The organism is Streptomyces sp. NPDC101165 (assembly GCF_044768135.1).
GTDB lineage: Bacteria > Actinomycetota > Actinomycetes > Streptomycetales > Streptomycetaceae > Streptomyces.
This window is the reverse complement of record NZ_JBIWPG010000006.1, coordinates 200,522-222,345: the sequence shown is the minus strand read 5'-3', so window position 1 is coordinate 222,345 and position 21,824 is coordinate 200,522. Positions and strand designations below refer to the sequence as shown.

The window sequence follows — 21,824 nt, the reverse complement described above, 5'->3', positions numbered from 1 at the left end:
GACCGAAGGAGATTCTCTGTGCACAGCAACCTGATCGTCGCCCGGATGGACGTCGGTTCCAGCAACGAGGTGGCCCGTCTCTTCGGCGCGTTCGACGAGACCGACATGCCGCACCGCATGGGCACCCGGCGCCGCCAGCTGTTCGCCTACCGCGGCCTCTACTTCCACCTCCAGGACTTCGACGGGGAGCACGGAGGCGAGCACATCGAGCAGGCCAAGGAGGACCCGCTCTTCGTGGGGATCAGTCAGGACCTCAAGCCGTACATACAGGCCTACGACCCCGATACCTGGCGCTCGCCCTCCGACGCCATGGCCACGCGCTTCTACCACTGGCAGGCGCAGCGATGACCGGACGTCGTGTCGTGATCACCGGAGTCGGCGTGCTCGCCCCGGGCGGCATCGGGACCAAGAACTTCTGGGCGCTGCTCAGCGAGGGCCGGACCGCCACCCGCGGGATCACCTTCTTCGACCCCACCCCGTTCCGCTCCCGGGTCGCCGCCGAGGTCGACTTCGACCCCTACGAGCACGGTCTGCGGCCGCAGGAGATCCGCCGGACCGACCGCGCCGGCCAGTTCGCGGTGGTCGCCGCCCGCGAGGCGATGGCCGACAGCGGCCTGGAGCCGGACCAGCTGGATCCGTTCCGGGTGGGCGTCACCATCGGCAGCGCGGTCGGCGCCACCACCGGTCTCGACGAGGAGTACCGGGTGGTGAGCGACAGCGGCCGGCTCGACCTGGTCGACCACCGCTATGCCCCCAAGCATCTCTACAACTACTTCGTGCCCAGCTCCTTCGCCACGGAGGTCGCCTGGTCGGTGGGCGCCGAGGGCCCGGTGACCGTGGTCTCCACCGGGTGCACCTCCGGCCTGGACTCGGTCGGGCACGCCGTCGAGCTGATCCGCGACGGATCGGCCGACGTGATGATCGCCGGCGCGACCGACGCGCCGATCTCACCGATCACCATGGCCTGCTTCGACGCGATCAAGGCGACCACCCCGCGCAACGACGACCCCGAGCACGCCTCCCGGCCCTTCGACGCCACCCGCAACGGGTTCGTCCTCGGTGAGGGGGCGGCCGTGTTCGTCCTGGAGACGCTGGAGCACGCGCGGCAGCGCGGCGCCACGGTCTACGCCGAGATCGCCGGCTTCGCCACCCGCTGCAACGCCTTCCACATGACCGGGCTGCGCCCCGACGGCCGGGAGATGGCCGAGGCGATCCGTACCGCGCTGGACGAGGCCCGGCTCGACGCCGAGGCCATCGACTACATCAACGCGCACGGCTCGGGCACCGTGCAGAACGACCGACACGAGACCGCGGCGTTCAAGCGGAGCCTCGGCGAGCACGCCCGCCGGGTGCCGGTGAGCTCCATCAAGTCGATGGTCGGCCACTCGCTGGGCGCGATCGGTTCGATCGAGATCGCCGCCTCGGTGCTGGCGATCCGCAACAACGTCGTACCGCCGACCGCGAACCTGCACACCCCGGACCCGGAGTGCGACCTGGACTACGTGCCGCTCACCGCCCGGGACTGGCGCACCGACGCGGTGCTGACCGTGGGCAGCGGATTCGGTGGATTCCAGAGCGCGATGGTGCTGACCGACGCCGACAGGAGCAGGGCATGAGGAGCGCATCCGTCGTGGTCACCGGGCTGGGTGTGACCGCTCCCAACGGGCTGGGTGCCGAGGAGTACTGGGCCGCCACCCGGGAGGGCCGCAGCGGCATCGGCCGGATCACCGCCTTCGACCCGAGCGACTACCCGGCCAGACTGGCCGGCCAGATCGACGACTTCGTCGCGGCGGATCACCTGCCCAGCCGACTTCTGCCGCAGACCGACCGGATGACCCGGCTCGCGCTCGCGGCCGCCGACTGGGCCCTCGCCGACGCCGGCGTGGATCCCCGTGACCTGCCCGCCTATGACATGGGCGTGGTGACGGCCAGTTCCTCCGGCGGCTTCGAGTTCGGCCAGAAGGAACTGCAGAACCTGTGGGCCCGCGGGAGCCGGCACGTCAGCGCGTACCAGTCCTTCGCCTGGTTCTACGCGGTCAACACCGGTCAGATCTCCATCCGGCAGGGCATGAAGGGGCCGAGCGGCGTCCTGGTCAGCGACCAGGCCGGCGGCCTCGACGCGATCGCCGTCGCCCGGCGGCAGATCCGCAAGGGCAGCCGGCTGATCGTCACCGGCGGAGTCGACGCCTCGATCTGCCCGTGGGGCTGGGTGGCCCAGCTCGCCGGCGAGCGGCTGAGCACCAGCGAGGACGTCGAGCGGGCCTACGTCCCCTTCGACGACGCCGCGGTCGGCCATGTGCCGGGCGAAGGGGGAGCGCTGCTCGTCCTGGAGTCCGCCGACACGGCGCGCGAGCGCGGCGCGGAGGTCTACGGCGAGATCGCCGGATACGCCGCCACCTTCGACCCGCGGCCGGGCAGCGGGCGCGAGCCCGCGCTCCGCCGGGCGATCGAACTCGCCCTGGCCGACGCGGAGATGGGGCCGGAGGAGATCGACGTGGTGTTCGCGGACGCGGCCGCGCTGCCCGACCTGGACCGGATCGAGGCGGAGGCGATCACCGCGGTGTTCGGCCCGCACGGCGTGCCGGTCACCGCGCCCAAGACGATGACCGGGCGGCTGTACTCGGGGGCTGCGCCGCTGGACGTGGCCTGCGCCCTGCTGGCCCTGCGTGAGGGCGTGATCCCGCCCACCACCGGCACCCGTCCCGACTCCGGCTACCAGCTCGACCTGGTGACCGGCAGCCCGCGCGAGGCACGGCTTCGCACGGCGCTCGTGCTGGCCCGTGGCCACGGTGGCTTCAACTCCGCCCTGGTCGTGCGCACGGGGCGCTGACCCGGTCCCGTCACCAACCTGAGAAACCCCACACGCAAGGAGCGATATGACTGCCCGGGAATTCACCCTGGAGGACCTCAAGCGGATCCTGCGCGACGCGGCCGGCACCGAGGAGGGCGTCGACCTCGAGGGCGAGATCCTCGACATCGAACTGGAGGCGCTCGGCTACGAGTCCCTCGCGCTGCTGGAGACCGCGGGCCGGATCGAGCGCGAGTACGACATCACCCTGGACGACTCCGTGGTGACCGACGCCAAGACCCCGCGCGCACTGCTCGAGCTCGTGAACGCGCACCTGCCGGCCGCCGCCTGAGCCCGGCGCTCTGCCAGCCCCGTGCCGCCGCGCCCGAGTGATCCGGGCCCGGCGCCACCCATCACATCAGCCGACGCACCATCAGGAGGGGACATGCCGGACCACGGACGGAGGGTGGCTCTGGTCACCGGAGCCACGAGCGGAATCGGGCTGGCGGTGACGCGCACCCTGGCCGGCCAGGGACACGCGGTGTTCATCTGCGCCCGCACCGCCGAGAACGTGTCCACCACGGTCAAGGGGCTGCGGGCCGAGGGCCTGACCGTCGACGGCGCGGCCTGCGACGTCCGTGACCCGCAGGACATCCGCGCGGTCGTACAGGCGGCGGTGGACCGGCTGGGCACCATCGACGTGCTGGTCAACAACGCCGGCCGCAGCGGCGGCGGGGTCACCGCCGACATCGACGACGCCCTCTGGCTGGACGTCGTCGCGACCAACCTCACCAGCGTCTTCATGATGACCCGTGAGGTGCTCAACACCGGCGGCATGCGGGACAAGGACCGCGGCCGGATCATCAACATAGCCTCCACCGCGGGCAAGCAGGGCGTGGTGCTGGGCGCGCCCTACTCGGCCTCGAAGCACGGCGTGGTCGGCTTCACCAAGGCGCTCGGCAACGAACTCGCCCCGACCGGGATCACCGTCAACGCGGTCTGCCCCGGCTATGTGGAGACCCCGATGGCACAGCGGGTCCGCCAGGGCTACGCCGCCGCCTACGCCACGACCACCGACGCGATTCTGGAGAAGTTCCAGGCGAAGATCCCGCTCGGCCGCTACTCGACCCCGGAGGAGGTGGCCGGCCTCGTCGGCTACCTGGCCTCGGACACCGCCGCCTCGATCACCTCCCAGGCGCTCAACGTCTGCGGCGGCCTCGGCAATTTCTGACCGGCAGCCCACCGCGATCGACCCAAGGAGAACAGCAATGACCCAGCAGGCTCACCGCGAGGTCGAGCACGAGATCACGGTCGCTGCCCCGGCCGACGTCGTCTACCGGCTGATCGCCGAGGTCGAGAACTGGCCCCGGATCTTCCCGCCGACCGTCCACGTCGACCACGTGGAGCGCGGCCCGGAGCAGGAGCGGATCCGGATCTGGGCCACTGCCAACGGCGCGGTCAAGAGCTGGTCCTCGCGCCGCACGCTGGACCCGAAGGCGCTGCGGATCGAGTTCCGCCAGGAGGTCTCCGCGCCGCCGGTCGCCGCGATGGGCGGTGCCTGGATCGTCGAGCCGCTCTCCACCACCGAGTCCCGCGTCCGACTGCTGCACGACTACCGAGCCGTCGACGACGACCCGCGGTCGCTGGCGTGGATCGACGAGGCGGTCGACCGCAACAGCCGCTCGGAGCTGGCCGCCCTGAAGCACAACGTCGAACTCGCCACCGCCGCGGACGACCTGCTGTTCTCCTTCGAGGACACCGTGCAGGTCGATGGCTCGGCCAAGGACGTCTACGACTTCCTCAACGAGGCCCAGCTGTGGTCCGAGCGACTGCCGCACGTGGCGACGGTCCGGCTCACCGAGGACACCCCCGGCGTGCAGACGCTGCGGATGGACACCCGCACGGTGGACGGCCACACGCACACCACCGAGTCGATCCGGGTGTGTTTCCCGGACGAGCTGATCGTCTACAAGCAGACCACGCTGCCGGCGCTGATGAGCCTGCACACCGGCCAGTGGCGGCTGGTGCCGAACACGGACGGGGTGGCCGTCACCTCCCAGCACACGGTGGTCGTCAACCCCGGCAACATCACCGCCGTCCTCGGCGACGACGCCGGGGTCGAGCAGGCCCGCACGCACATCCGGACCGCGCTCAGCGCCAACAGCCGCGCCACCCTGGGGTACGCCAAGTCCTACGCCGAGGGCCGGCGCTGACGGTGGACACCCAGGTGATCGTGGTGGGCGCGGGCCCGGTCGGGCTCCTGCTCGCCGCGGAGCTACGGCTCGGCGGTGTGGCGACGGTCGTGCTGGAAGGGCTGGCCGCGCCCGCGACCGCCTCCCGGGCGTCGACCCTGCACGCGCGCACCATGGAGTTCTTCGACCAGCGCGGCCTGCTGGACGAGCTGGGCACACCCCCCAACGACGGCGCCGGACACTTCGGCGGTCTGCCGCTGGACCTGGGCGGGCTGGACACCCGTCATCCGGGCCAGTGGAAGGTGCTCCAGGCCCGCACCGAGGAGCTGCTGGCCGCACGGGCCGACGCCCTGGGCGCCCGGATCCGGCGCGGTCACCTGGTCACCGGGCTGCGTCAGCACCCCGACCATGTCGAGGTGGTGGCGCAGGGCCCGACCGGGCCGGTGCGGCTGCGGGCCGCCTACGTGGTCGGGTGCGACGGCGAGGACAGCACGGTGCGGCGGCTGGCCGCCATCGACTTCCCCGGCGCAGCGGCGAACAAGGAACTGCTGCGCGCCGACGTCGACGGCATCGACATCCCGGGGCGCCGCTTCGAACGCTTCCCCACCGGGATGGCCGTAGCCGCCCGGCGTCCGGACGGCGTCACCCGGGTCATGGTGCACGAGTTCGCGGTCCGGCCGGTGCCACGCACCGGGCCACCCGCGTTCGCCGAGGTGGCGGCCGCCTGGGCGCGGGTCACCGGCGAGGACATCGGCCACGGCACCCCGCTGTGGGTCAACGCCTTCGACAACGCCTGCCGGCAGGCCGCCCGGTACCGCCAAGGTCGTGTCCTGCTGGCCGGTGACGCCGCCCACCGGCAGATGCCGGTCGGTGGACAGGCGCTGAACCTGGGGCTGCAGGATGCCGCCAACCTCGGCTGGAAGCTGGCCGCTCAGGTCCGCGGCTGGGCGCCGGCCGATCTACTCGACAGCTACCACGACGAGCGGCACCCGGTCACCGAGCGGGTGCTGGCGGGCATCACCGCGCAGTCCCAGCTGCTGCTGGGTGGCCCGGAGGTGGACGGGCTGCGCGCCGTCTTCGCCGAACTGCTCACGCTGGACGGCGTGGCGCACCACCTGGCGCGCGGCATCGCCGGCCTGGATGTCCGTTATCCGGTCGGTCCGGGGGACCACCCGCTGCTCGGGTCCCGGCTGCCGGCCTTCGAGCTGACTGCCGGTCAGCGCACACAGGACGTCATGCGCCTGCTCCGGACCGGCCGCGGTCTGCTGCTCGCGCTCGGCGGCGACGAGGCCCGCACCGCTCGGCCGGCCGCCGAACTGGCGCCCTGGGCCGACCGGGTGGACCTGGTGGCGGGCCGGCCCGCCACCGGAGCCGACCTGGCGGGCCACGACCTGCTGGTCCGCCCGGACGGACACGTGGTCTGGGCCGACGTACAGGGCGACCCGCGGCCCGCGCTGCGCCGGTGGTTCGGCGCGCCCCTCGGCCACTGACCACATCCGTACACCCACGAGAAGAGGACCATCATGCCCAACCTCACCGACAAGACCGCTCTGGTCACCGGCGCGAGCCGGGGCATCGGCCGGGCCATCGCCGAACGGCTGGCCCGGGAGGGTGCGCTGGTCGCGGTGCACTACGGAACCGGTGGAGAGGCCGCCGGGCAGGTGGTCGACGGTATCCGCGCCGCGGGCGGCCGGGCCTTCGCCGTGCAGGCCGAGCTGGGCCCGGCCGACGGCGTCGACACGCTCTTCGAGAGCCTGGAGGCCCAGCTCGAGGAGCACACCGGCAGCACCCGGCTGGACATCCTGGTGAACAACGCCGGCCTGATGGGGACCGCCCTGCCGGGGGAGATCACCGGCGAGTGGTTCGACCGGATGATGGCGGTCAACGCCAAGGCGCCGCTCTTCGTCGTCCAGCGGGCCCTGAGCCTGATCCCCGACCACGGCCGCATCATCAACATCTCCTCCGGTCTCACCCGGTTCGCCGCCCCCGAGCAGGTGACCTACGCGATGACCAAGGGAGCGCTGGAGCAGATCACCCTGCACCTCGCCCGGCACCTGGGCGAGCGCCGGATCACCGTCAACACGGTGGCGCCCGGCAGCACCGACAACGGCAGCGCGCTGTTCCAGATCCCCGCGGCCCGGGCGGCGATGTCGCAGCTCAGCGCCTTCGGGGAGGTCGCCGAGCCGGCGGCGATCGCCGATGTGGTGGCCTTCCTGGCCTCCGCGGACGCGCGCTGGATCACCGGCTCCTTCGTCGACACCAGCGGCGGCACGCTGCTCGGCTGAGCACGGGCCGGCCGCCCTCGAAAGGACCCTCACGCATGTTCGGCGAACTCACCGCCACCCTGATCAAGTGCACCGACTTCGAGGCGATGCGCGCCTTCTACCGTGACCGGCTCGGCCTGCCCACCGTGAAGGAGGGCGAGAACTGGATCGTGCTGGACACCGGCGAGGGCCGCGAGCTCGTGCTGGGCGGGGACACCGGCGGGGACACCATGGCCCTCGCCTTCACCGGGGCGGACCTCGCGGATGCCCGGGAGGCACTGGCGTTCGCCGGTCCCAGCGAGATCGAGCAGCACGACACCATGCGCCGCTTCTTCGTCCGGGACCCCGACGGAAACACCGTTCTGATCATCGACTGATCCCGGCAACCTGCCCTGCACCCGGAGAGTTCATGAAGATTCTGTTCATCGCCAGCGGCAGCCCGGCGACCGTGTTCGCGCTGGCACCGCTCGCCACCGCCGCCCGCAACGCCGGCCACCAGGTGTTCATGGGCGCGCTGGAGGACATGGTCCCCTACATCACAGGGGCCGGCCTGCCCGGCGTGTCGGTCGCGCCGGCCTCGGTGCGCCGCTTCGCCACCATGGACCGCGCCGGCAACCCGGTGCAGCCGCCCCGAACCCCGCTCGAGGAGCTGGACTTCGCCGGCCGCTGGTTCGGCCGGATGGCCGCGGCGAGCATGCCCGCGCTGCTGGAACTGGCCGAGCGCTGGCGCCCGGACGTCGTGGTCGGCGGCTCGATGTCGTTCGCGGCCGCCCTGCTCGCCGCCCGGCTCGGCGTGCCCTACGTCCGGCAGGCCTGGGACACCGGCGACGCCTGGCGCACCGACCCGGCCGCCGGCCTCGAACTCCAGCCGGAACTGGCCGAGTTGGACCTGGACCGACTGCCCGAGCCGGACCTGTTCGTCGACATCTGCCCGCCCGGCCTGCGCCCGTCGGACGCGCCGCCCGCCCAGCTGATGCGGTGGGTTCCGGCCAACGGGCAGCGTCCGCTGGAGCCGTGGATGTACACCCGCGGCGAGCGGCCGCGGGTGGTCATCACCTCCGGCAGCCGGCTGGTGTTCGCGCAGAAGACCGGTTTCCTGCGCAACCTGGTGGCAGACCTGGCTCCGCTGGACGCGGAGGTCGTGATCGCCACCCTGGACGAGGTCGCCGAGGAACTGCGCACGCAGCTGCCCGGCGTACGCGCCGGCTGGGTGCCGCTCGACGTCGTCCTGCCCACCAGCGACCTGGTCATCCACCACAGCGGCGGGGTCACGGCGTTGACCGCGATGAACGCCGGGGTCCCGCAGCTGGTCGTTCCGCAGGGCGGCAACTTCATCGAGGCCGCGCAGCGGATCGCCGACTACGGCGCCGCGATCACCCTGATGCCCGGTCAGGACACACCCGAGGACGTGCGGAAGGCCACCGAGGCGCTCCTCACCGCGCCGTCCTACCGCGAGCGGGCCGGTGATCTGGCGCGGGAGATCGCCGCGCTGCCCTCGGCCGCCGAGGTGGTCGGCGCGCTCGAGCGGCTGACCGTCGACCGCTGACCCGAACCCGTACCCCTGAACCCCCATCGAGCCCTGGAGGCACCCATGCAGCAGAACACTCCGATCCGCGTCGTGCTGGCCATGCCGGGGGCGGGCGGCGAGGCGCCGCAGCCCGTGGTCAAGGCGCTGAGCGAGGCCGGCATCGAGACGGTCACCGGACCGCTGGACACCGTGGAGCAGGCGGTGGAGGCCGCGATCGACAAGGACGCCGACGCGATCTGCCTCTCCAGCGTGCAGGGCGAGCACCACACGCTGTTCGCCCGGCTCTTCGAGATCCTCCGCGAGCGGGAGGCCCGGGAGATCACCGTGTTCGGCGGCGGCATCATCCCGACGGCGGACGTGGTGCCGCTCAAGAAGCTCGGCGTCGCGGAGGTCTTCTCCGCCGGAACCCCCCTGCCGACGGTGGCCCGCTGGGTCAAGGAGAACGTCCGGCAGGGCGCGGGCGCCCAGTAGCGCCCCTCGTGCGGTGGGCCGAGCCCCCCGTCGGCCCACCGCACTCCACCGACCCCAATCCCGGCAGGAGAGCCAGATGCGCGTCCTCTTGATCACCACTCCGGTGTCCACCCACCTCACTCCCCTCGTCCCCCTGGCCTGGGCGATCCGGGCGGCCGGCCACGAACTGCTGGTCGCCGGACGCTCGGACGTGATGGCCGCCGCCGCCTCGGCGGGCCTGAACGCCGTCGAGCTCGGCGGCCCGATCGACGTCGACGAGATGCTGGTCAAGCGGCTCGCTCCGGGGCAGCGGCCGCTGGAGTCCTGGGGGCGACCGGAGCTCGAGCAGCTGTCCAACATCGGGCGGCTGTGGATGCCGCAGACCCTGGAGGTGCTCCCGCGGTATCTGGAGACGGCACGGCGGTTCGGCCCCGACCTGATCATCGGCGACACGCTGGAGTACCTCTCGCTGCTGCTGGGCGAGGAGCTCGGAGTGCCGGTGGTCCACCACCGCTGGGGGGTCGACCCGATCTCCGACCAGGCGCGCGCCGCTGGCCGGGACGGCCTCCGGGAGGCCTACGAGCGCCTCGGCCTGACCGATCTGCCGGACCCGGCCCTGCTGCTCGACCCGTGCCCGCCCAGCCTCCAGCTGCCGGGGATCACGCCGGGTGCCCCGATCCGCTTCGTGCCGTTCAACGGCAACGGCGCGATGCCCGAGTGGCTGCGCGACAGCCGGGACGCCACGGCCGACCGCACGCGGGTGGCGGTCTCGCTCGGCGCGCGCACCCTCGACTACCACGGTGAGGGGCTGTTCCGTCACGTCGTCGAGGCCTTCGCCCAGATGCCCGGTGTGGAGGCCGTGGTGACGGTGCCGCGCACGTACCACGACGCGTTGGGGCCGGTCCCCGCCCATGTGCGGGTGGTCGAGCCGGTCCCGCTGAACCTGCTGCTCGACTCGTGCGCTGCGGTGGTCCACCACGGCGGCGCGGGGACCGCCATGACCGCGACCCTCTTCGGCCTGCCGCAGCTCGTGCTGCCGCAACTGGCCGACCAGTTCTGGTTCGGCGAGCGGGTGACCGAAGCCGGCGCCGGCCTCAGCCTGCACGACCCGGCCGAGCAGGACGATCCGGCCCGGGTCCGCGCGGCCCTGCAAGAGCTGCTCGCCGAACCGCGCCACGCCAAGGCGGCCGAGGGGCTGCGGGCCGAGATGGCCGGCATGCCCTCGCCCGCCCGTGTGGTCCGTGACCTCGAGCTGCTGACCCGATGACCCACCACCTCAGGAGGAACCCGCCCATGGGGCCCAGTCCCGCCGAGCCCGTCCAGCTGCGCCCCCGCGACGACGCCGCGCTGGCCGATCGGCTCGCTCTGTCCGCCGCCGCCGGCCGCGGCGCGCACCTGGCCACCGAGGACTTCGCCGACTGGCTCGCCGCCCGCGGCCGGGCGCACCGGTTCGAGGTCGAGCGGATCCCGTTCGCCGAGTTGGAGGGCTGGTCCTTCGACGAGGCCACCGGCAACCTGGGGCACCACAGCGGACGCTTCTTCAGCGTCGAGGGCCTGCGGGTCACGGTCGGGGACGGGCTGGTCCAGCACTGGCAGCAGCCGGTCATCAAGCAGCCCGAGGTGGGCATCCTCGGCATCCTGGTCAAGGAGTTCGACGGGGTGCTGCACCTGCTGATGCAGGCCAAGATGGAGCCGGGCAACCCGAACCTGCTGCAACTGTCGCCGACGGTGCAGGCCACCCGCAGCAACTACACCAAGGTGCACAGGGGCAGCGACGTGCAGTACATCGAGTACTTCACCGACCCGGCCCGCGGCCGTGTGCTGGCCGACGTGCTGCAGTCCGAGCACGGCTCCTGGTTCTTCCGGAAGTCCAACCGCAACATGGTGGTCGAGGCGGTCGGCGAGGTCCCCGAGCACGAGGACTTCTGCTGGCTCACGCTCGGCCAGGTCAACGAGCTCCTGCTCCGCGACAACGTGGTCAACATGGACTCGCGCACCGTGCTGTCCTGCATGCCGCTGGCGGACCCCCGGTCGCGGGCGCTGTCCTCGGACACCGAGGTGCTGTCCTGGTTCACCACCGAGCGCTCCCGCCACGACGTGTCGGCGGAGCGGATCCCGCTGGCCTCGGTGCGGGACTGGCAGCGCGGTGAGTGGTCCATCGACCACGAGGACGGCCGCTACTTCCGCACCGTCGCGGTCCGGGTGCGGGCCGGCAGCCGGGAGGTCGGCAGCTGGACCCAGCCGCTGTTCGAGCCGGTCGGGCGTGGGGTGACCGCCTTCCTGACCCGGACCGTCGACGGCGTGCGGCACGTCCTGGTCCACGCGCGGGTCGAGGGCGGCTTCCTCGACACGGTCGAGCTCGGTCCCACGGTCCAGGCCACCGAGGGCAACTACGCGCACCTGCCGGCCGGGGACCGCCCGCCCTTCCTGGACACGGTGCTCCGCGCCGGGCCGGAGCGGATCCACTACCAGGCCGTCCACTCGGAGGAGGGCGGCCGGTTCCTGAACGCCGAGAGCCGCTATCTGATCGTCGAGGCGGACGAGCGGACCGCCGCCTCGGAGCCGCCGGAGGGCTTTCGCTGGGTCACGCCCGGCCAGCTCACCTCGCTGGTCCGGCACGGCCACTACGTCAACGTGCAGGCTCGCACCCTGTTGGCGTGCCTCAACGCCACGGCGGTACCGGCCCGATGACACCGCTGCGTCTCGGGGTCATGGGCTGCGCCGAGATCGCCCGGCGCCGGATGCTGCCCGCGATGGCCGCCGACGAGCGGATCGAGCTCGTCGCGGTGGCCAGCCGGGACGGCCGTACCGCCGCCGAGACGGCCCGCCCCTACGGCTGCCGACCGGTCACCGGCTACGCCGAACTCCTCGGTCTGGCCGAGGTGGACGCGGTCTACATCCCGCTGCCCGCCGCGCTGCACGCCGAGTGGGTGGAGGCGGCGCTGCGCGCCGGGAAGCACGTGCTGGCCGAGAAGCCGCTCACCACCGAGGCCGACCGGACCCGGGAGCTGGTCGAGTCGGCCGAGCGGCGCGGCCTGGTGCTGATGGAGAACGTGATGTTCGTGCATCATCCCCAGCACGCGGCCGTCCGGCGGCTGGTGTCCGACGGTGCCATCGGTGAACCGCGCTCCTTCCACGCGGTGTTCACCGTCCCGGCGCTGCCGGCGAGCGACATCCGGCACCGGCCCGACCTCGGCGGCGGTGCGCTGTGGGATGTCGGCGTCTATCCGCTGCGGGCGGCCCTGCACTTCCTGGGGGACCGGCTACGGGTGGTGGGCGCCACCCTGGAGACCGTTGCCGGGCGGCAGGTGGACACCGGCGGCGCGGTGCTGCTGCGCACGCCCGAAGGTGTCACCGTGCAGCTCGAGTTCGGGATGGAGCACGCCTACCGGTCCGCCTACGAGCTGGTCGGCAGTACCGGCCGGATCAGCGTGGAGCGCGCCTTCACCCCGCCCGCCGACCACCGGCCGGTGCTCCGGTTGACCGGGTCCTCGGGCACCCAGGAGATCGAACTGCCGGCCGCGGACCAGGTGGCTCGCACCCTCGCGGCGTTCACCGCGGCGGTGCGCGCCGGCACCGGTCCTGCGGCCGGGGACTGCCTGGCGCAGGCCGGCCTGCTGGACGCGGTGCGCCGCGCGGCGCACCGCTGAGGCCCTCGCCGGTTCACCGGCAGCTTGTGTCCGCGGCGGCCAGCAGTTCCAGCCCGAGATCCAGCAGGGCCTTGCGCTTCTCCTCCGCGTCGCCGGGCAGGGCGTAGAGCGAGAAGGCACCGAAATGCACCGTCATCAGCGCGCTGGAGGCCCGGACCTGGGCCTCCAGTGGCGCTTCCGGCAGGTGGATCAGCCGCGACAGCGCGGCCACCCGGTCGTTCAGGGTCCGACCGATGCTCAGCTTCCGCAGGGCCGGCTGGTTCTCCTGCATCAGCTGGAAGAGCGGGGCGGCTGCGGTGAGTGCCTCGCTGTACCGGGTGAGCAGCTCCTGCCGGGTCCGCAGCGTCCGGGGCTGCTGCTCGCCCCAGGCGATCAGCTCGTCGATCGGCCGGCCCATGCCCTCGGCGACGCCGACCAGGATGTCCTCCTTTGATCGGAAGTGGTAGTAGAGCGCGGCGTGGGTGACGCCCAGCTCCTCGGCGATCTCGCGCAGTGAGGCGGTCTCGTAGCCGCGGTCGATGAAGTGCCGCAGCGCGATCTCCTGGATCTCCCGGCGCGTATCTCTCCTGGGGGTGCGGGTCTTCGCCGCGGTCTCTCGCGTGGCCAACGCCGTTGCCACCTCTCTTACTTGACGGTTGGTAAGTAAAGCGCCTACGTTCTCCACTGTACTCAACTAACCAACCGGTAAGTAAGTGGCTGTGCGGGGCGACGACCCGACAGCCCGGAAGGGGTGTGGACGCCATCTCGCAGAACCCGACGCCGGCCGGCGCACCGGTCTCGCCGCCACCGACCCGCGCCACCTACGTCGTGATGGCCGCGGCGGTGCTGGCGATGCTGCTCGCCTCCCTCGACAGCCTGATCCTGGGCACCGCGATGCCCACCATCGTCGGCGACCTCGGCGGCCTCGAGCACCTGTCCTGGGTGGCCTCCGGCTACATGCTGGCCACCGCCGCCTCCACCCCCATCTGGGGCAAGCTCGGCGACATGTACGGGCGCAAGGGCTGCTTCCTCACCTCGATCGGGCTCTTCCTGCTCGGCTCGGCCCTCTGCGGCCTCGCCCAGTCGATGAACCAGTTGATCGGCCTGCGGGTGCTGCAGGGCCTGGGCGGCGGGGGCCTGATGGTCGGCGCGCTGTCGCTGATCGGCGAGCTGGTCACGCCGCAGGCCCGCGGCAGGTTCCAGGCCATGGCCTCGACCGTCATGGGGGCCGCCATGGTCGCGGGACCACTGGTCGGCGGCTTCCTCACCGACCACCTCGGCTGGCGCTCGTGCTTCTACGTCAACGTGCCGATCGGGCTGGTCTCCCTGGTGATGATCGCCGTCGCGCTGCGGATGCCCGCCCGTCGCGCCGCCGGGCGGATCGACTACCCGGGAGCCGCCCTGCTGGCGACGGCGATCGTCGCTCTGGTGCTGATCACCACCTGGGGCGGCAGCAAGTACCCCTGGGCCTCCGCGCAGATCATCGGCCTCGCGGTGGTCGCCGTCGGCGCCACCGCCGCGCTGATCGCGGTCGAGCGCCGGGCCGCCGAACCGGTGCTGCCGCTCGGCGTCTTCCGCAGCCGCAACTTCTGCTGGGCGAACATCCTGGCGTTCCTGGTCGGCTTCGTGATGGTCGCCGCGATGACGTTCCTGCCGATGTTCCAGCAGACCGTGCAGGGCGCCTCGGCCACCAGCGCCGGCATCCTGATGCTGCCGCTGCTGCTGTCGATGGTGGCCGTCAACCTGTTCGCCGGCCAGCTCATCGCCGGCAAGGGCAACTTCACCCTCTACGCGGTGATCGGCGCCGGGCTGATCGCCGCCGGGGTCTTCCTGCTCTCACTGATGGACACCGGGACCGGTTCGGTCGCCACCGGCGCCTACATGGTCGTCTTCGGCGCCGGTCTGGGCTTCGCGCTGCAGGTGACCCTCTCTGTCGGCATGGAGAGCGTGGAGCGCCGCCACCTCGGGGTGGCCTCCTCCACCGTCACCCTTTCCCGCACCCTCGGCGGCTCGTTCGGCGTCTCGCTGACCGGCATCGTCTTCGCCGATCACATCAGCGCCGGCGCCCACCACGGCGGCCACGCCGCGCCCACCGCCGCCGCGCACCTGAGCGCCGAGAGCCTGCGCGCGCTCCCGCCGGCCGCCCGCCGTGCCTACGAGCACGCCGTCGCCGCCGGCACCCACGAGGTCTTCGTGTACGCCACGGTGGTCGGTGTGCTGGCCTTTCTGAGCGCCTGGTTCATCCGCACGCGCGGCCAGGTGGCGACTGCCGCCGCGGCCGCCACCGCGGCGAAGACATCGGCCACCGACCGGCGGGCCGGGGCGGCCCGCTGACCGGCCGCCGTGCGACGGAACCCAGCGAAAGGAAAAAGGGGGAATTGCCATGCAGATGGCTGAGACCAGTATTCCCGGCGTGTATGTGGTGGAGCCGAAGCAGCTCGTCGACGAGCGCGGCACATTCTTCGAGTCGCTGCGCACGGAGGAACTCGGCCGGATTGTCGGCGAGTCATTCGTGCCACGCCAGATCAACTATTCGGTGTCCCGTCGCAACACGCTGCGCGGGCTGCACAGCGTGACCATTCCGCCGGGCCAGGCGAAGTTCGTCTCCTGTGTGCGCGGTGCGCTGCGGGACTTCGTGGTCGACCTCCGGGTCGGTTCGCCGACCTTCGGCACGTACGAAAGCAACCTGCTGGACGACACCTCCGGGCGAGCCGTCTACGTTCCCGAGGGCGTCGCGCACGGATTCCTCGCACTCGCCGACGACAGCTGCATCTGTTACGTGCTGTCCAGCGCCCATGTCCCCGGTACCCAGATCGACATCGATCCGCTGGACCCGGACCTCGCCGTCCCGTGGGGATTCACCGAGCCGCCGATCATCTCGGACAAGGACCGCTCCGCTTCCTCGCTGGCCGACGCCCTGACCGCCGGCATCCTGGCCGAGTGGCGGGCGCCGGCGTCCTGAGCCCGCGGGTGGTCCGAAGTCGCTCTCCCGGCGCTTCCGGCGCCCCCCCCGTGCCCCGGTCGGGCCGACCCCTGTGAAGGGGCGGACCCGACCGGGGCACGGGGCGTTCGTGCCGTCCTTCGAAAAACCTGGCGCGTGATGTGCGCCACACTTTGCACGGCGCTGACATTCCGCTTGCCGGGTGTTTTCGAATTGACTCGGGCCTGGCTTTTGCGTGACCTGACACGAAATAGGTTCGCTTGACGCCGGAGAAGGCGGCGCAGAGGATATCCGTGTTACATCGAGGCGGTTGCACGGGGAAAACGCGTTCCCCATTCGTGCCGGTCCGAGAAATTCTTCGGCATACTCACCGCCGCCCGTTCCGCGAGAATTCGGAACCTATCCAGGACTGGGGAAACCGATGCGTGTTCTCTTCGTCGTCACGCCCGACGGTGGTCATCTGACGCCACTTGCGCCACTGGCCTGGGCGCTGCGCGGCGCAGGGCACGAGGTGCTGGTGGCCGGTCAGCCCGACGTGCTGGCCGCGGCCGCGGGCGCCGGGCTGAGTGCCGCGAGCGTCGGCGACCGGTTCGGGATGAACGACCTGATCCGCGGCTGGCTGCCGCACGGCGGCCGCCCGATCGAGAGCTGGGGCCACCCGTCGCGCAGCGGGGACCCCGGCGACTTCGCCCGTTCCTGGGCGGCCCACAACGAGACCGTCCTGGACGGCTACCTCGATCTCGCCCGGGCCTTCCGCCCGGACCTGATCGTCGCCGACGGCCTGGAGTACTGCTCCCTCATCATCGGCGGGCTACTCGACGTCCCGGTCGTGCACCACCGTTGGGGGGTCGATCCGCTGACCGGCCCCACCCGCCGCCAGGCGCGCGAGACCCACCGCGAGCTGCTCGACGCACACGGGCTCTCCGCGCTGCCCGAGCCGGCCGTGCTCCTGGACCCGTGCCCGCCGTCGCTGCAGCTGCCGGAGGCCGAACCGGGCACGCCCGTCCGGCACGTGGACTCGCACGGCAACGACGCAATGCCCGACTGGCTCCACCAGGAGTGGACCACCGCACGGCCGGGCCCCGAACGCCGTCGGCGCGTGGTCGTCTCGCTGGGCCGCAACGTGCTGGCCCTCAACGGCGTCCCGCTGGCCCGTGGGATCCTGCGCGCCTTCGCCGACCTGCCCGAGGCCGACGCGGTCGCCGCCATCGGCAACGCCTACTGGGAGGAGATCGGCCCGGTGCCGGAGAACGTCCGGCTGGTCGATCCCACCCCGCTGAGCCTGCTGCTCACCGACGACGACGTGGTCGTACACCACGGCGGGGCCGGGACCACCATGACCGCCACCTGGCGCGGCCTGCCGCAGCTCGTCCTGCCCCAGCTGGCCGACCAGTTCGCCCACGGTCGGCGGCTGGCCGAGCTGGGCGCCGGCCTCGCCCTGGACGAGGCACACCAGCAGAACGACCCCGCGCGGATCAGCGCGGCACTCGCCGAGCTGCTGGCCGAGCCCGGATTCACCAAGGCGGCCGGCGAACTGCGCCACGAGATGACGCGGATGCCCACACCCGCCCAGGTCGTCCGCGACCTGGAGCTGCTGGTCTGACGCACCGTCAGCATCGCCGACCGGATCGCGCACCGCACTCCACACCCGTGAGGAGAGTTCTTCCATGAAAGCTCTGGTCCTGGCAGGCGGGACGGGCACCCGTCTGCGGCCTTTCAGCTACTCCATGCCCAAGCAGCTCATCCCGGTGGCCAACCGCCCGGTCCTGGAGCACGTACTGGAGTCCGTCCGCGACCTCGGCGTCACCGAGATCGGGCTCATCGTCGGAGACCACGAGCCGCAGATCGCCGCGGTGCTCGGTGACGGCGGCCGGCTCGGGGTGCGCCTGACCTATCTGCGCCAGGACGCCCCGCGCGGGCTCGCGCACACGGTCGCCATCGCCCGTGACTTCCTGGGCGACGACGACTTCGTGATGTACCTGGGCGACAACATGCTCCCCGAGGGGGTCGCGGACATCGCCGCCGACTTCCGGACCGGCCGGCCCGCCGCCCAGGTCGTGGTGCACAGGGTCGCCGACCCGCGTGCCTTCGGCGTGGCCGAACTCGGCCCGGACGGCGAGGTGCTGCGCCTGGTGGAGAAGCCCGCCGAACCGCGCAGCGACCTCGCGCTGATCGGCGTGTACTTCTTCACCCCCGCCATCCACGAGGCGGTCGCCGCGATCCGGCCCAGCGCCCGCGGCGAGCTGGAGATCACCGACGCCATCCAGTGGCTGGTGGAGTCGGGGTCCGACGTGCGGGCGCGCGAGTACCGCGGCTACTGGAAGGACACCGGCCGGGTCGAGGACGTGCTGGCCTGCAACCGCCGCCTGCTCGACGACCTGCGCCACGAGATCGCCGGTGAGGTGGACGAGGCGACCGAGCTGATCGGCCCGGTGGTCGTGGAGGCAGGCGCCAAAGTCACCGCTTCCCTGATCGAGGGCCCGGCGATCATCGGCGCGGGCACCGTGGTCGACGCCGCGCACATCGGCCCGTACACCTCGCTGGGCCGCGACTGCCTGCTGCACGCGACGCACGTCGACGACTCGATCATCCTCGACGGCGCCGAGGTCTCCGGGGCAGGCCGGCTGAACGCCTCGCTGATCGGCCGTGCGGCCACCGTCAACTCCGGCGACCGGGGCAGCGCGCACCACCGTCTGATCGTCGGCGATCACACCCACGTGGAGGTGGCGGCATGAGGCTCCTGGTCACCGGCGCGGCCGGTTTCATCGGATCGACCTACGTCCGCGCCCTGCTGGACGGCCGGTACCCCGGTTACGAGGACGCCCGGGTCACCGTGCTCGACAAGCTCACGTACGCGGGCAACCGGGCCAACCTGCCCGCGCACCACCCCCGGCTGGAGTTCGTCCAGGGCGACATCTGCGACCTGCCGTTGCTGCTCGACCTGCTGCCCGGCCACGACGCGGTGGTGCACTTCGCCGCCGAGTCGCACGTGGACCGTTCCATCGAGGCCGCCGCCGACTTCGTGCACACCAACGTGGCCGGCACCCAGAACGTCCTGGAGGCCTGCCTGCGCACCGGCGTCCAGCGGGTGGTGCACATCTCCACGGACGAGGTGTACGGCTCCATCGAGCAGGGGTCCTGGACCGAGGACTGGCCGCTGCTGCCCAACACCCCCTACGCCGCCTCCAAGGCGGGCTCCGACCTGATAGCCCGCTCGTACTGGCGGACCCACGGCCTGGACCTGTCGATCACCCGCTGCTCGAACAACTACGGGCCGTACCAGCACCCCGAGAAGCTCATCCCGCTGTTCATCACCAACCTGCTCAAGGGCGAGCAGGTGCCGCTCTACGGCGACGGCCGCAACATCCGCGAGTGGCTGCACGTGGACGACCACTGCCGGGGCATCCAGCTGGTGCTGACCCGTGGCCGGGCCGGCGAGGTCTACAACATCGGCGGCGGCAACGAGCGCACCAACCTCGCCATCACCCGGCAGCTGCTCGAACTGTGCGGCCAGGACGAGTCGCTGATCCGCCGGGTGGCCGACCGCAAGGGCCACGACCTGCGCTACTCGGTCGACGAGAGCAAGATCCGTGAGGAGCTGGGCTACGCCCCGCAGGTCTCCTTCGAGGACGGGCTGGCCGCCACCGTCGCCTGGTACCGGGACAACCCGGACTGGTGGCTCCCGGTCAAGCACCCCGAGCAGGCGGCATGACGGCGCCCGCCGCCGGCCGGTCGGTGGCCGGCCGCCGGGTGGTCGTCCTGGGCGGCACCGGCTTCCTGGGGCGTCACCTGGGCCCTGCCTTCCGGCAGGCGGGAGCCGACGTCCTCACCGTCTCCCGCACCGCGTCCGCGTCGCGCCACCCTTCCCCCGGTGTGCGCGCGCTGGCGATGGACCTCACCGGCGCGGGTCCCGATCGGCTGGCGGCGCTCTTCGCCGGTGCCGGGGCCGAGCTGGTGGTCAACGCCGCGGGCGCGGTGTGGGGTGTCACCCCGGAGGAGATGCACCGGGCCAACGCCGAGCTGGTCGGCGACCTGGTCGAGGCGATGGCCGCACTCCCGCGTCGGCCGAGGCTGATCCAGCTCGGCAGCGTGCACGAGTACGGCCCGGGCAGGGCCGGGGGCGGGACCACCGAGTCGCACACCCCGGCTCCGGTCACGCCGTACGGCCGGGCCAAGCTGCTGGCCGCGGACCGGGTGCTGGCCGCGGCCCGGTCCGGTGCCCTGGACGGCGTGGTGCTGCGGATCGCGAACATCACCGGCCCCGGCACCCCGCCCGGCAGCCTGCTGGGCGGTCTCGCCGAGCGCCTCGCCCGGCTGCGCGAGGCGGCCGACCCGGACCCGGTGCTGGAACTCGCGCCGCTGCGCGCCAGCCGTGACTTCGTCGACGTCCGGGACGTGGTCGACGCGGTGCTGGCCGCGGCCGCCGCACCGGCCGACCTGGTCTGCGGGCAGGTCATCAACATCGGCAGCGGCCGGGCCACGCCGGTCCGGCACGCCGTCGAGCGGCTGATCGCCCACAGCGGGCTGGCCGTGCGACTGGTCGAGCGGAAGGCCGACACCGCCCGTACCGACACCGAATGGCAGCAGCTGGACATCGCCAAGGCCGGACAACTGCTGGGCTGGCAGCCCCGCCGGGACCTGGACAGCTCGCTCGGCGCGCTGGCCGCCACCGCATGAGCACCGACACGAGAAGGACGGAATGGACATGAGTGACCTTCAGGAACAGGTGCTCGAGCAGGTGCGGGACTACCACCGGGCACAGCCGGGCACCGGCGCGTTCGAGCCCGGCGTGACCGAGATCTGGCCCTCCGGGGCGGTGCTGGACGAGGAGGACCGGGTCGCGCTGGTCCGGGCCGCCCTCGAGATGCGGATCGCCGCCGGACCGAACTCCCGCAAGTTCGAGTCGGCGTTCGCCCGCAGGCTGAAGCGCCGCAAGGCGCACCTGACCAACTCGGGTTCCTCGGCGAATCTGCTCGCGGTCTCGGCGTTGACCTCCCACCTGCTGGAGGACCGCAGGCTGCGCCCGGGCGACGAGGTGATCACGGTCGCCGCGGGGTTCCCGACCACGGTCAATCCGATCCTGCAGAACGGCCTCGTCCCGGTCTTCGTCGACGTCGACCTCAGGACCTACAACACCACCGCCGACCGGGTCGCCCGGGCGATCGGCCCGAAGACCAGGGCGATCATCATCGCGCATGCCCTCGGCAACCCGTTCGAGGTCGCCGAGATCGCCCAACTGGCCGATGAGCACGGCCTGTTCCTGATCGAGGACAACTGCGACGCGGTCGGCTCGACCTATGACGGGCAGCTCACCGGCTCGTTCGGCGACCTGGCCACCGTCAGCTTCTATCCGGCGCACCACCTGACCATGGGCGAGGGCGGCTGCGTGCTGACCTCCAACCTGGCGCTGGCCCGCATCGTGGAGTCGCTGCGCGACTGGGGCCGGGACTGCTGGTGCGAGCCGGGCGAGAACGACAAGTGCCTGAAGCGGTTCAAGTACCAGATGGGCACACTGCCGGCCGGCTACGACCACAAGTACATCTTCTCGCACGTCGGTTACAACCTGAAGGCGACCGACCTGCAGGCCGCGCTCGGGCTGACCCAGCTCGCCAGGCTCGACGAGTTCTGCGCGGCCCGGCGGCGCAACTGGCGCCGGCTGCGCGAGGGTCTGGACGGGGTGCCCGGCCTGCTGCTGCCCGAGCCGACCCGGCGCAGCGACCCCAGCTGGTTCGGTTTCGCGATCACGGTCGATCCGGAAGCCGCCTTCACCCGGGCCGGGCTGGTCGACTTCCTGGAGTCGCGGCGTATCGGCACCCGCCGGCTGTTCGCCGGCAACCTCACCCGGCACCCGGCCTACATCGGTCAACCGCACCGCGTCGTAGGCGATCTGACGAACAGCGACATCATCACGGAACAGACCTTCTGGGTGGGCGTCTACCCGGCCCTGACCGAAGAGATGCTCGACTACGTCGTCTCCTCGATCAAGGAATACGTCGGCGCGTCCGTCGCCTGAGCCGCTGACGGCCACCTCG

The 21,824-nt window shown here is 72.0% G+C and carries 22 protein-coding genes; 21 read left to right on the top strand and 1 reads right to left on the bottom strand.

The features are described from left to right. The first annotated feature begins 18 nt into the window (after positions 1-18). The 14 genes from ACIRVH_RS14790 to ACIRVH_RS14725 all read left to right on the top strand — a co-directional run bounded on the left by ACIRVH_RS14790 (position 19) and on the right by ACIRVH_RS14725 (position 12,872). Positions 19-348, top strand: a complete 330-nt coding sequence (locus ACIRVH_RS14790) for a TcmI family type II polyketide cyclase (RefSeq protein ID WP_403952505.1) — start codon at positions 19-21, stop codon at positions 346-348. Next, complete coding sequence (locus ACIRVH_RS14785) at positions 345-1,616, top strand: beta-ketoacyl-[acyl-carrier-protein] synthase family protein (RefSeq protein WP_403952503.1); 1,272 nt, start codon at positions 345-347, stop codon at positions 1,614-1,616. Before ACIRVH_RS14790 ends, ACIRVH_RS14785 begins: the two co-directional genes overlap by 4 nt. Beyond that, positions 1,613-2,830: a ketosynthase chain-length factor gene (locus ACIRVH_RS14780; RefSeq protein ID WP_403952500.1), complete on the top strand. Its 1,218-nt coding sequence runs from the start codon at positions 1,613-1,615 to the stop codon at positions 2,828-2,830. The genes ACIRVH_RS14785 and ACIRVH_RS14780 overlap by 4 nt, the downstream gene beginning before the upstream one ends. Positions 2,831-2,876: 46 nt before the next feature. After that, positions 2,877-3,140: an acyl carrier protein gene (locus ACIRVH_RS14775; protein WP_403952497.1), complete on the top strand. Its 264-nt coding sequence runs from the start codon at positions 2,877-2,879 to the stop codon at positions 3,138-3,140. A gap of 93 nt (positions 3,141-3,233) precedes the next feature. Further along, on the top strand, positions 3,234-4,019 hold the full coding sequence (fabG, locus tag ACIRVH_RS14770) for a 3-oxoacyl-ACP reductase FabG (protein WP_403952495.1): 786 nt from the start codon (positions 3,234-3,236) through the stop codon (positions 4,017-4,019). 37 nt (positions 4,020-4,056) lie between these two features. Then, entirely contained in the window at positions 4,057-5,001 is a 945-nt protein-coding gene (locus ACIRVH_RS14765; protein WP_403952492.1) for an aromatase/cyclase, read from the top strand. Between the two features lie 2 nt (positions 5,002-5,003). Further along, positions 5,004-6,470, top strand: a complete 1,467-nt coding sequence (locus ACIRVH_RS14760; RefSeq protein WP_403952489.1) for an FAD-dependent monooxygenase — start codon at positions 5,004-5,006, stop codon at positions 6,468-6,470. Positions 6,471-6,503: 33 nt separating this feature from the next. Then, a complete protein-coding gene (locus ACIRVH_RS14755) occupies positions 6,504-7,265 on the top strand; it encodes an SDR family oxidoreductase (RefSeq protein ID WP_403952487.1) in 762 nt (253 codons plus the stop codon). 35 nt (positions 7,266-7,300) lie between these two features. Then, complete coding sequence (locus ACIRVH_RS14750) at positions 7,301-7,621, top strand: VOC family protein (RefSeq protein ID WP_403952485.1); 321 nt, start codon at positions 7,301-7,303, stop codon at positions 7,619-7,621. 32 nt (positions 7,622-7,653) lie between these two features. Beyond that, positions 7,654-8,790 (top strand): glycosyltransferase, encoded by a 1,137-nt coding sequence (locus tag ACIRVH_RS14745; RefSeq protein ID WP_403952482.1) that lies wholly within the window; start codon positions 7,654-7,656, stop codon positions 8,788-8,790. Between the two features lie 45 nt (positions 8,791-8,835). Next, positions 8,836-9,243, top strand: a complete 408-nt coding sequence (locus ACIRVH_RS14740; protein WP_403952480.1) for a cobalamin B12-binding domain-containing protein — start codon at positions 8,836-8,838, stop codon at positions 9,241-9,243. A 76-nt stretch (positions 9,244-9,319) separates the two neighbouring features. Continuing rightward, complete coding sequence (locus ACIRVH_RS14735) at positions 9,320-10,489, top strand: nucleotide disphospho-sugar-binding domain-containing protein (RefSeq protein WP_403952478.1); 1,170 nt, start codon at positions 9,320-9,322, stop codon at positions 10,487-10,489. 26 nt (positions 10,490-10,515) lie between these two features. Beyond that, the gene (locus ACIRVH_RS14730) at positions 10,516-11,913 is read left to right on the top strand and encodes an NDP-hexose 2,3-dehydratase family protein (RefSeq protein WP_403952475.1); all 1,398 of its coding nucleotides are present in this window, start codon (positions 10,516-10,518) and stop codon (positions 11,911-11,913) included. Continuing rightward, positions 11,910-12,872, top strand: a complete 963-nt coding sequence (locus tag ACIRVH_RS14725) for a Gfo/Idh/MocA family protein (protein ID WP_403953031.1) — start codon at positions 11,910-11,912, stop codon at positions 12,870-12,872. The genes ACIRVH_RS14730 and ACIRVH_RS14725 overlap by 4 nt, the downstream gene beginning before the upstream one ends. Before the next feature lie 13 nt (positions 12,873-12,885). Here ACIRVH_RS14725 and ACIRVH_RS14720 read toward each other — a convergent pair whose 3' ends face one another. Then, the gene (locus ACIRVH_RS14720) at positions 12,886-13,479 is read right to left on the bottom strand and encodes a TetR/AcrR family transcriptional regulator (RefSeq protein ID WP_403952472.1); all 594 of its coding nucleotides are present in this window, start codon (positions 13,477-13,479) and stop codon (positions 12,886-12,888) included. 203 nt (positions 13,480-13,682) lie between these two features. On the opposite strand from ACIRVH_RS14720, the gene ACIRVH_RS14715 reads away from it, so the two are divergent. The 7 genes from ACIRVH_RS14715 (at position 13,683) to rfbH (ending at position 21,805) form a co-directional block, all read left to right on the top strand. Beyond that, positions 13,683-15,185 (top strand): DHA2 family efflux MFS transporter permease subunit, encoded by a 1,503-nt coding sequence (locus ACIRVH_RS14715; protein ID WP_403953028.1) that lies wholly within the window; start codon positions 13,683-13,685, stop codon positions 15,183-15,185. 49 nt (positions 15,186-15,234) lie between these two features. After that, positions 15,235-15,813 carry a dTDP-4-dehydrorhamnose 3,5-epimerase family protein gene (locus ACIRVH_RS14710; protein WP_403952471.1) on the top strand — a complete coding sequence of 193 codons (579 nt, stop codon included), beginning with the start codon at positions 15,235-15,237 and terminating at the stop codon, positions 15,811-15,813. A 400-nt stretch (positions 15,814-16,213) separates the two neighbouring features. Continuing rightward, entirely contained in the window at positions 16,214-17,395 is a 1,182-nt protein-coding gene (locus ACIRVH_RS14705; RefSeq protein ID WP_403952469.1) for a nucleotide disphospho-sugar-binding domain-containing protein, read from the top strand. Between the two features lie 64 nt (positions 17,396-17,459). Continuing rightward, positions 17,460-18,527 carry a glucose-1-phosphate thymidylyltransferase gene (locus tag ACIRVH_RS14700; RefSeq protein WP_403952468.1) on the top strand — a complete coding sequence of 356 codons (1,068 nt, stop codon included), beginning with the start codon at positions 17,460-17,462 and terminating at the stop codon, positions 18,525-18,527. After that, positions 18,524-19,504 carry a dTDP-glucose 4,6-dehydratase gene (gene rfbB / locus ACIRVH_RS14695; protein WP_403952465.1) on the top strand — a complete coding sequence of 327 codons (981 nt, stop codon included), beginning with the start codon at positions 18,524-18,526 and terminating at the stop codon, positions 19,502-19,504. Before ACIRVH_RS14700 ends, rfbB begins: the two co-directional genes overlap by 4 nt. Further along, on the top strand, positions 19,501-20,469 hold the full coding sequence (locus ACIRVH_RS14690) for an NAD-dependent epimerase/dehydratase family protein (RefSeq protein ID WP_403952463.1): 969 nt from the start codon (positions 19,501-19,503) through the stop codon (positions 20,467-20,469). The genes rfbB and ACIRVH_RS14690 overlap by 4 nt, the downstream gene beginning before the upstream one ends. Positions 20,470-20,497: 28 nt before the next feature. Next, on the top strand, positions 20,498-21,805 hold the full coding sequence (gene rfbH / locus ACIRVH_RS14685) for a lipopolysaccharide biosynthesis protein RfbH (RefSeq protein WP_403952460.1): 1,308 nt from the start codon (positions 20,498-20,500) through the stop codon (positions 21,803-21,805). The last annotated feature ends 19 nt before the right edge of the window (positions 21,806-21,824 follow it).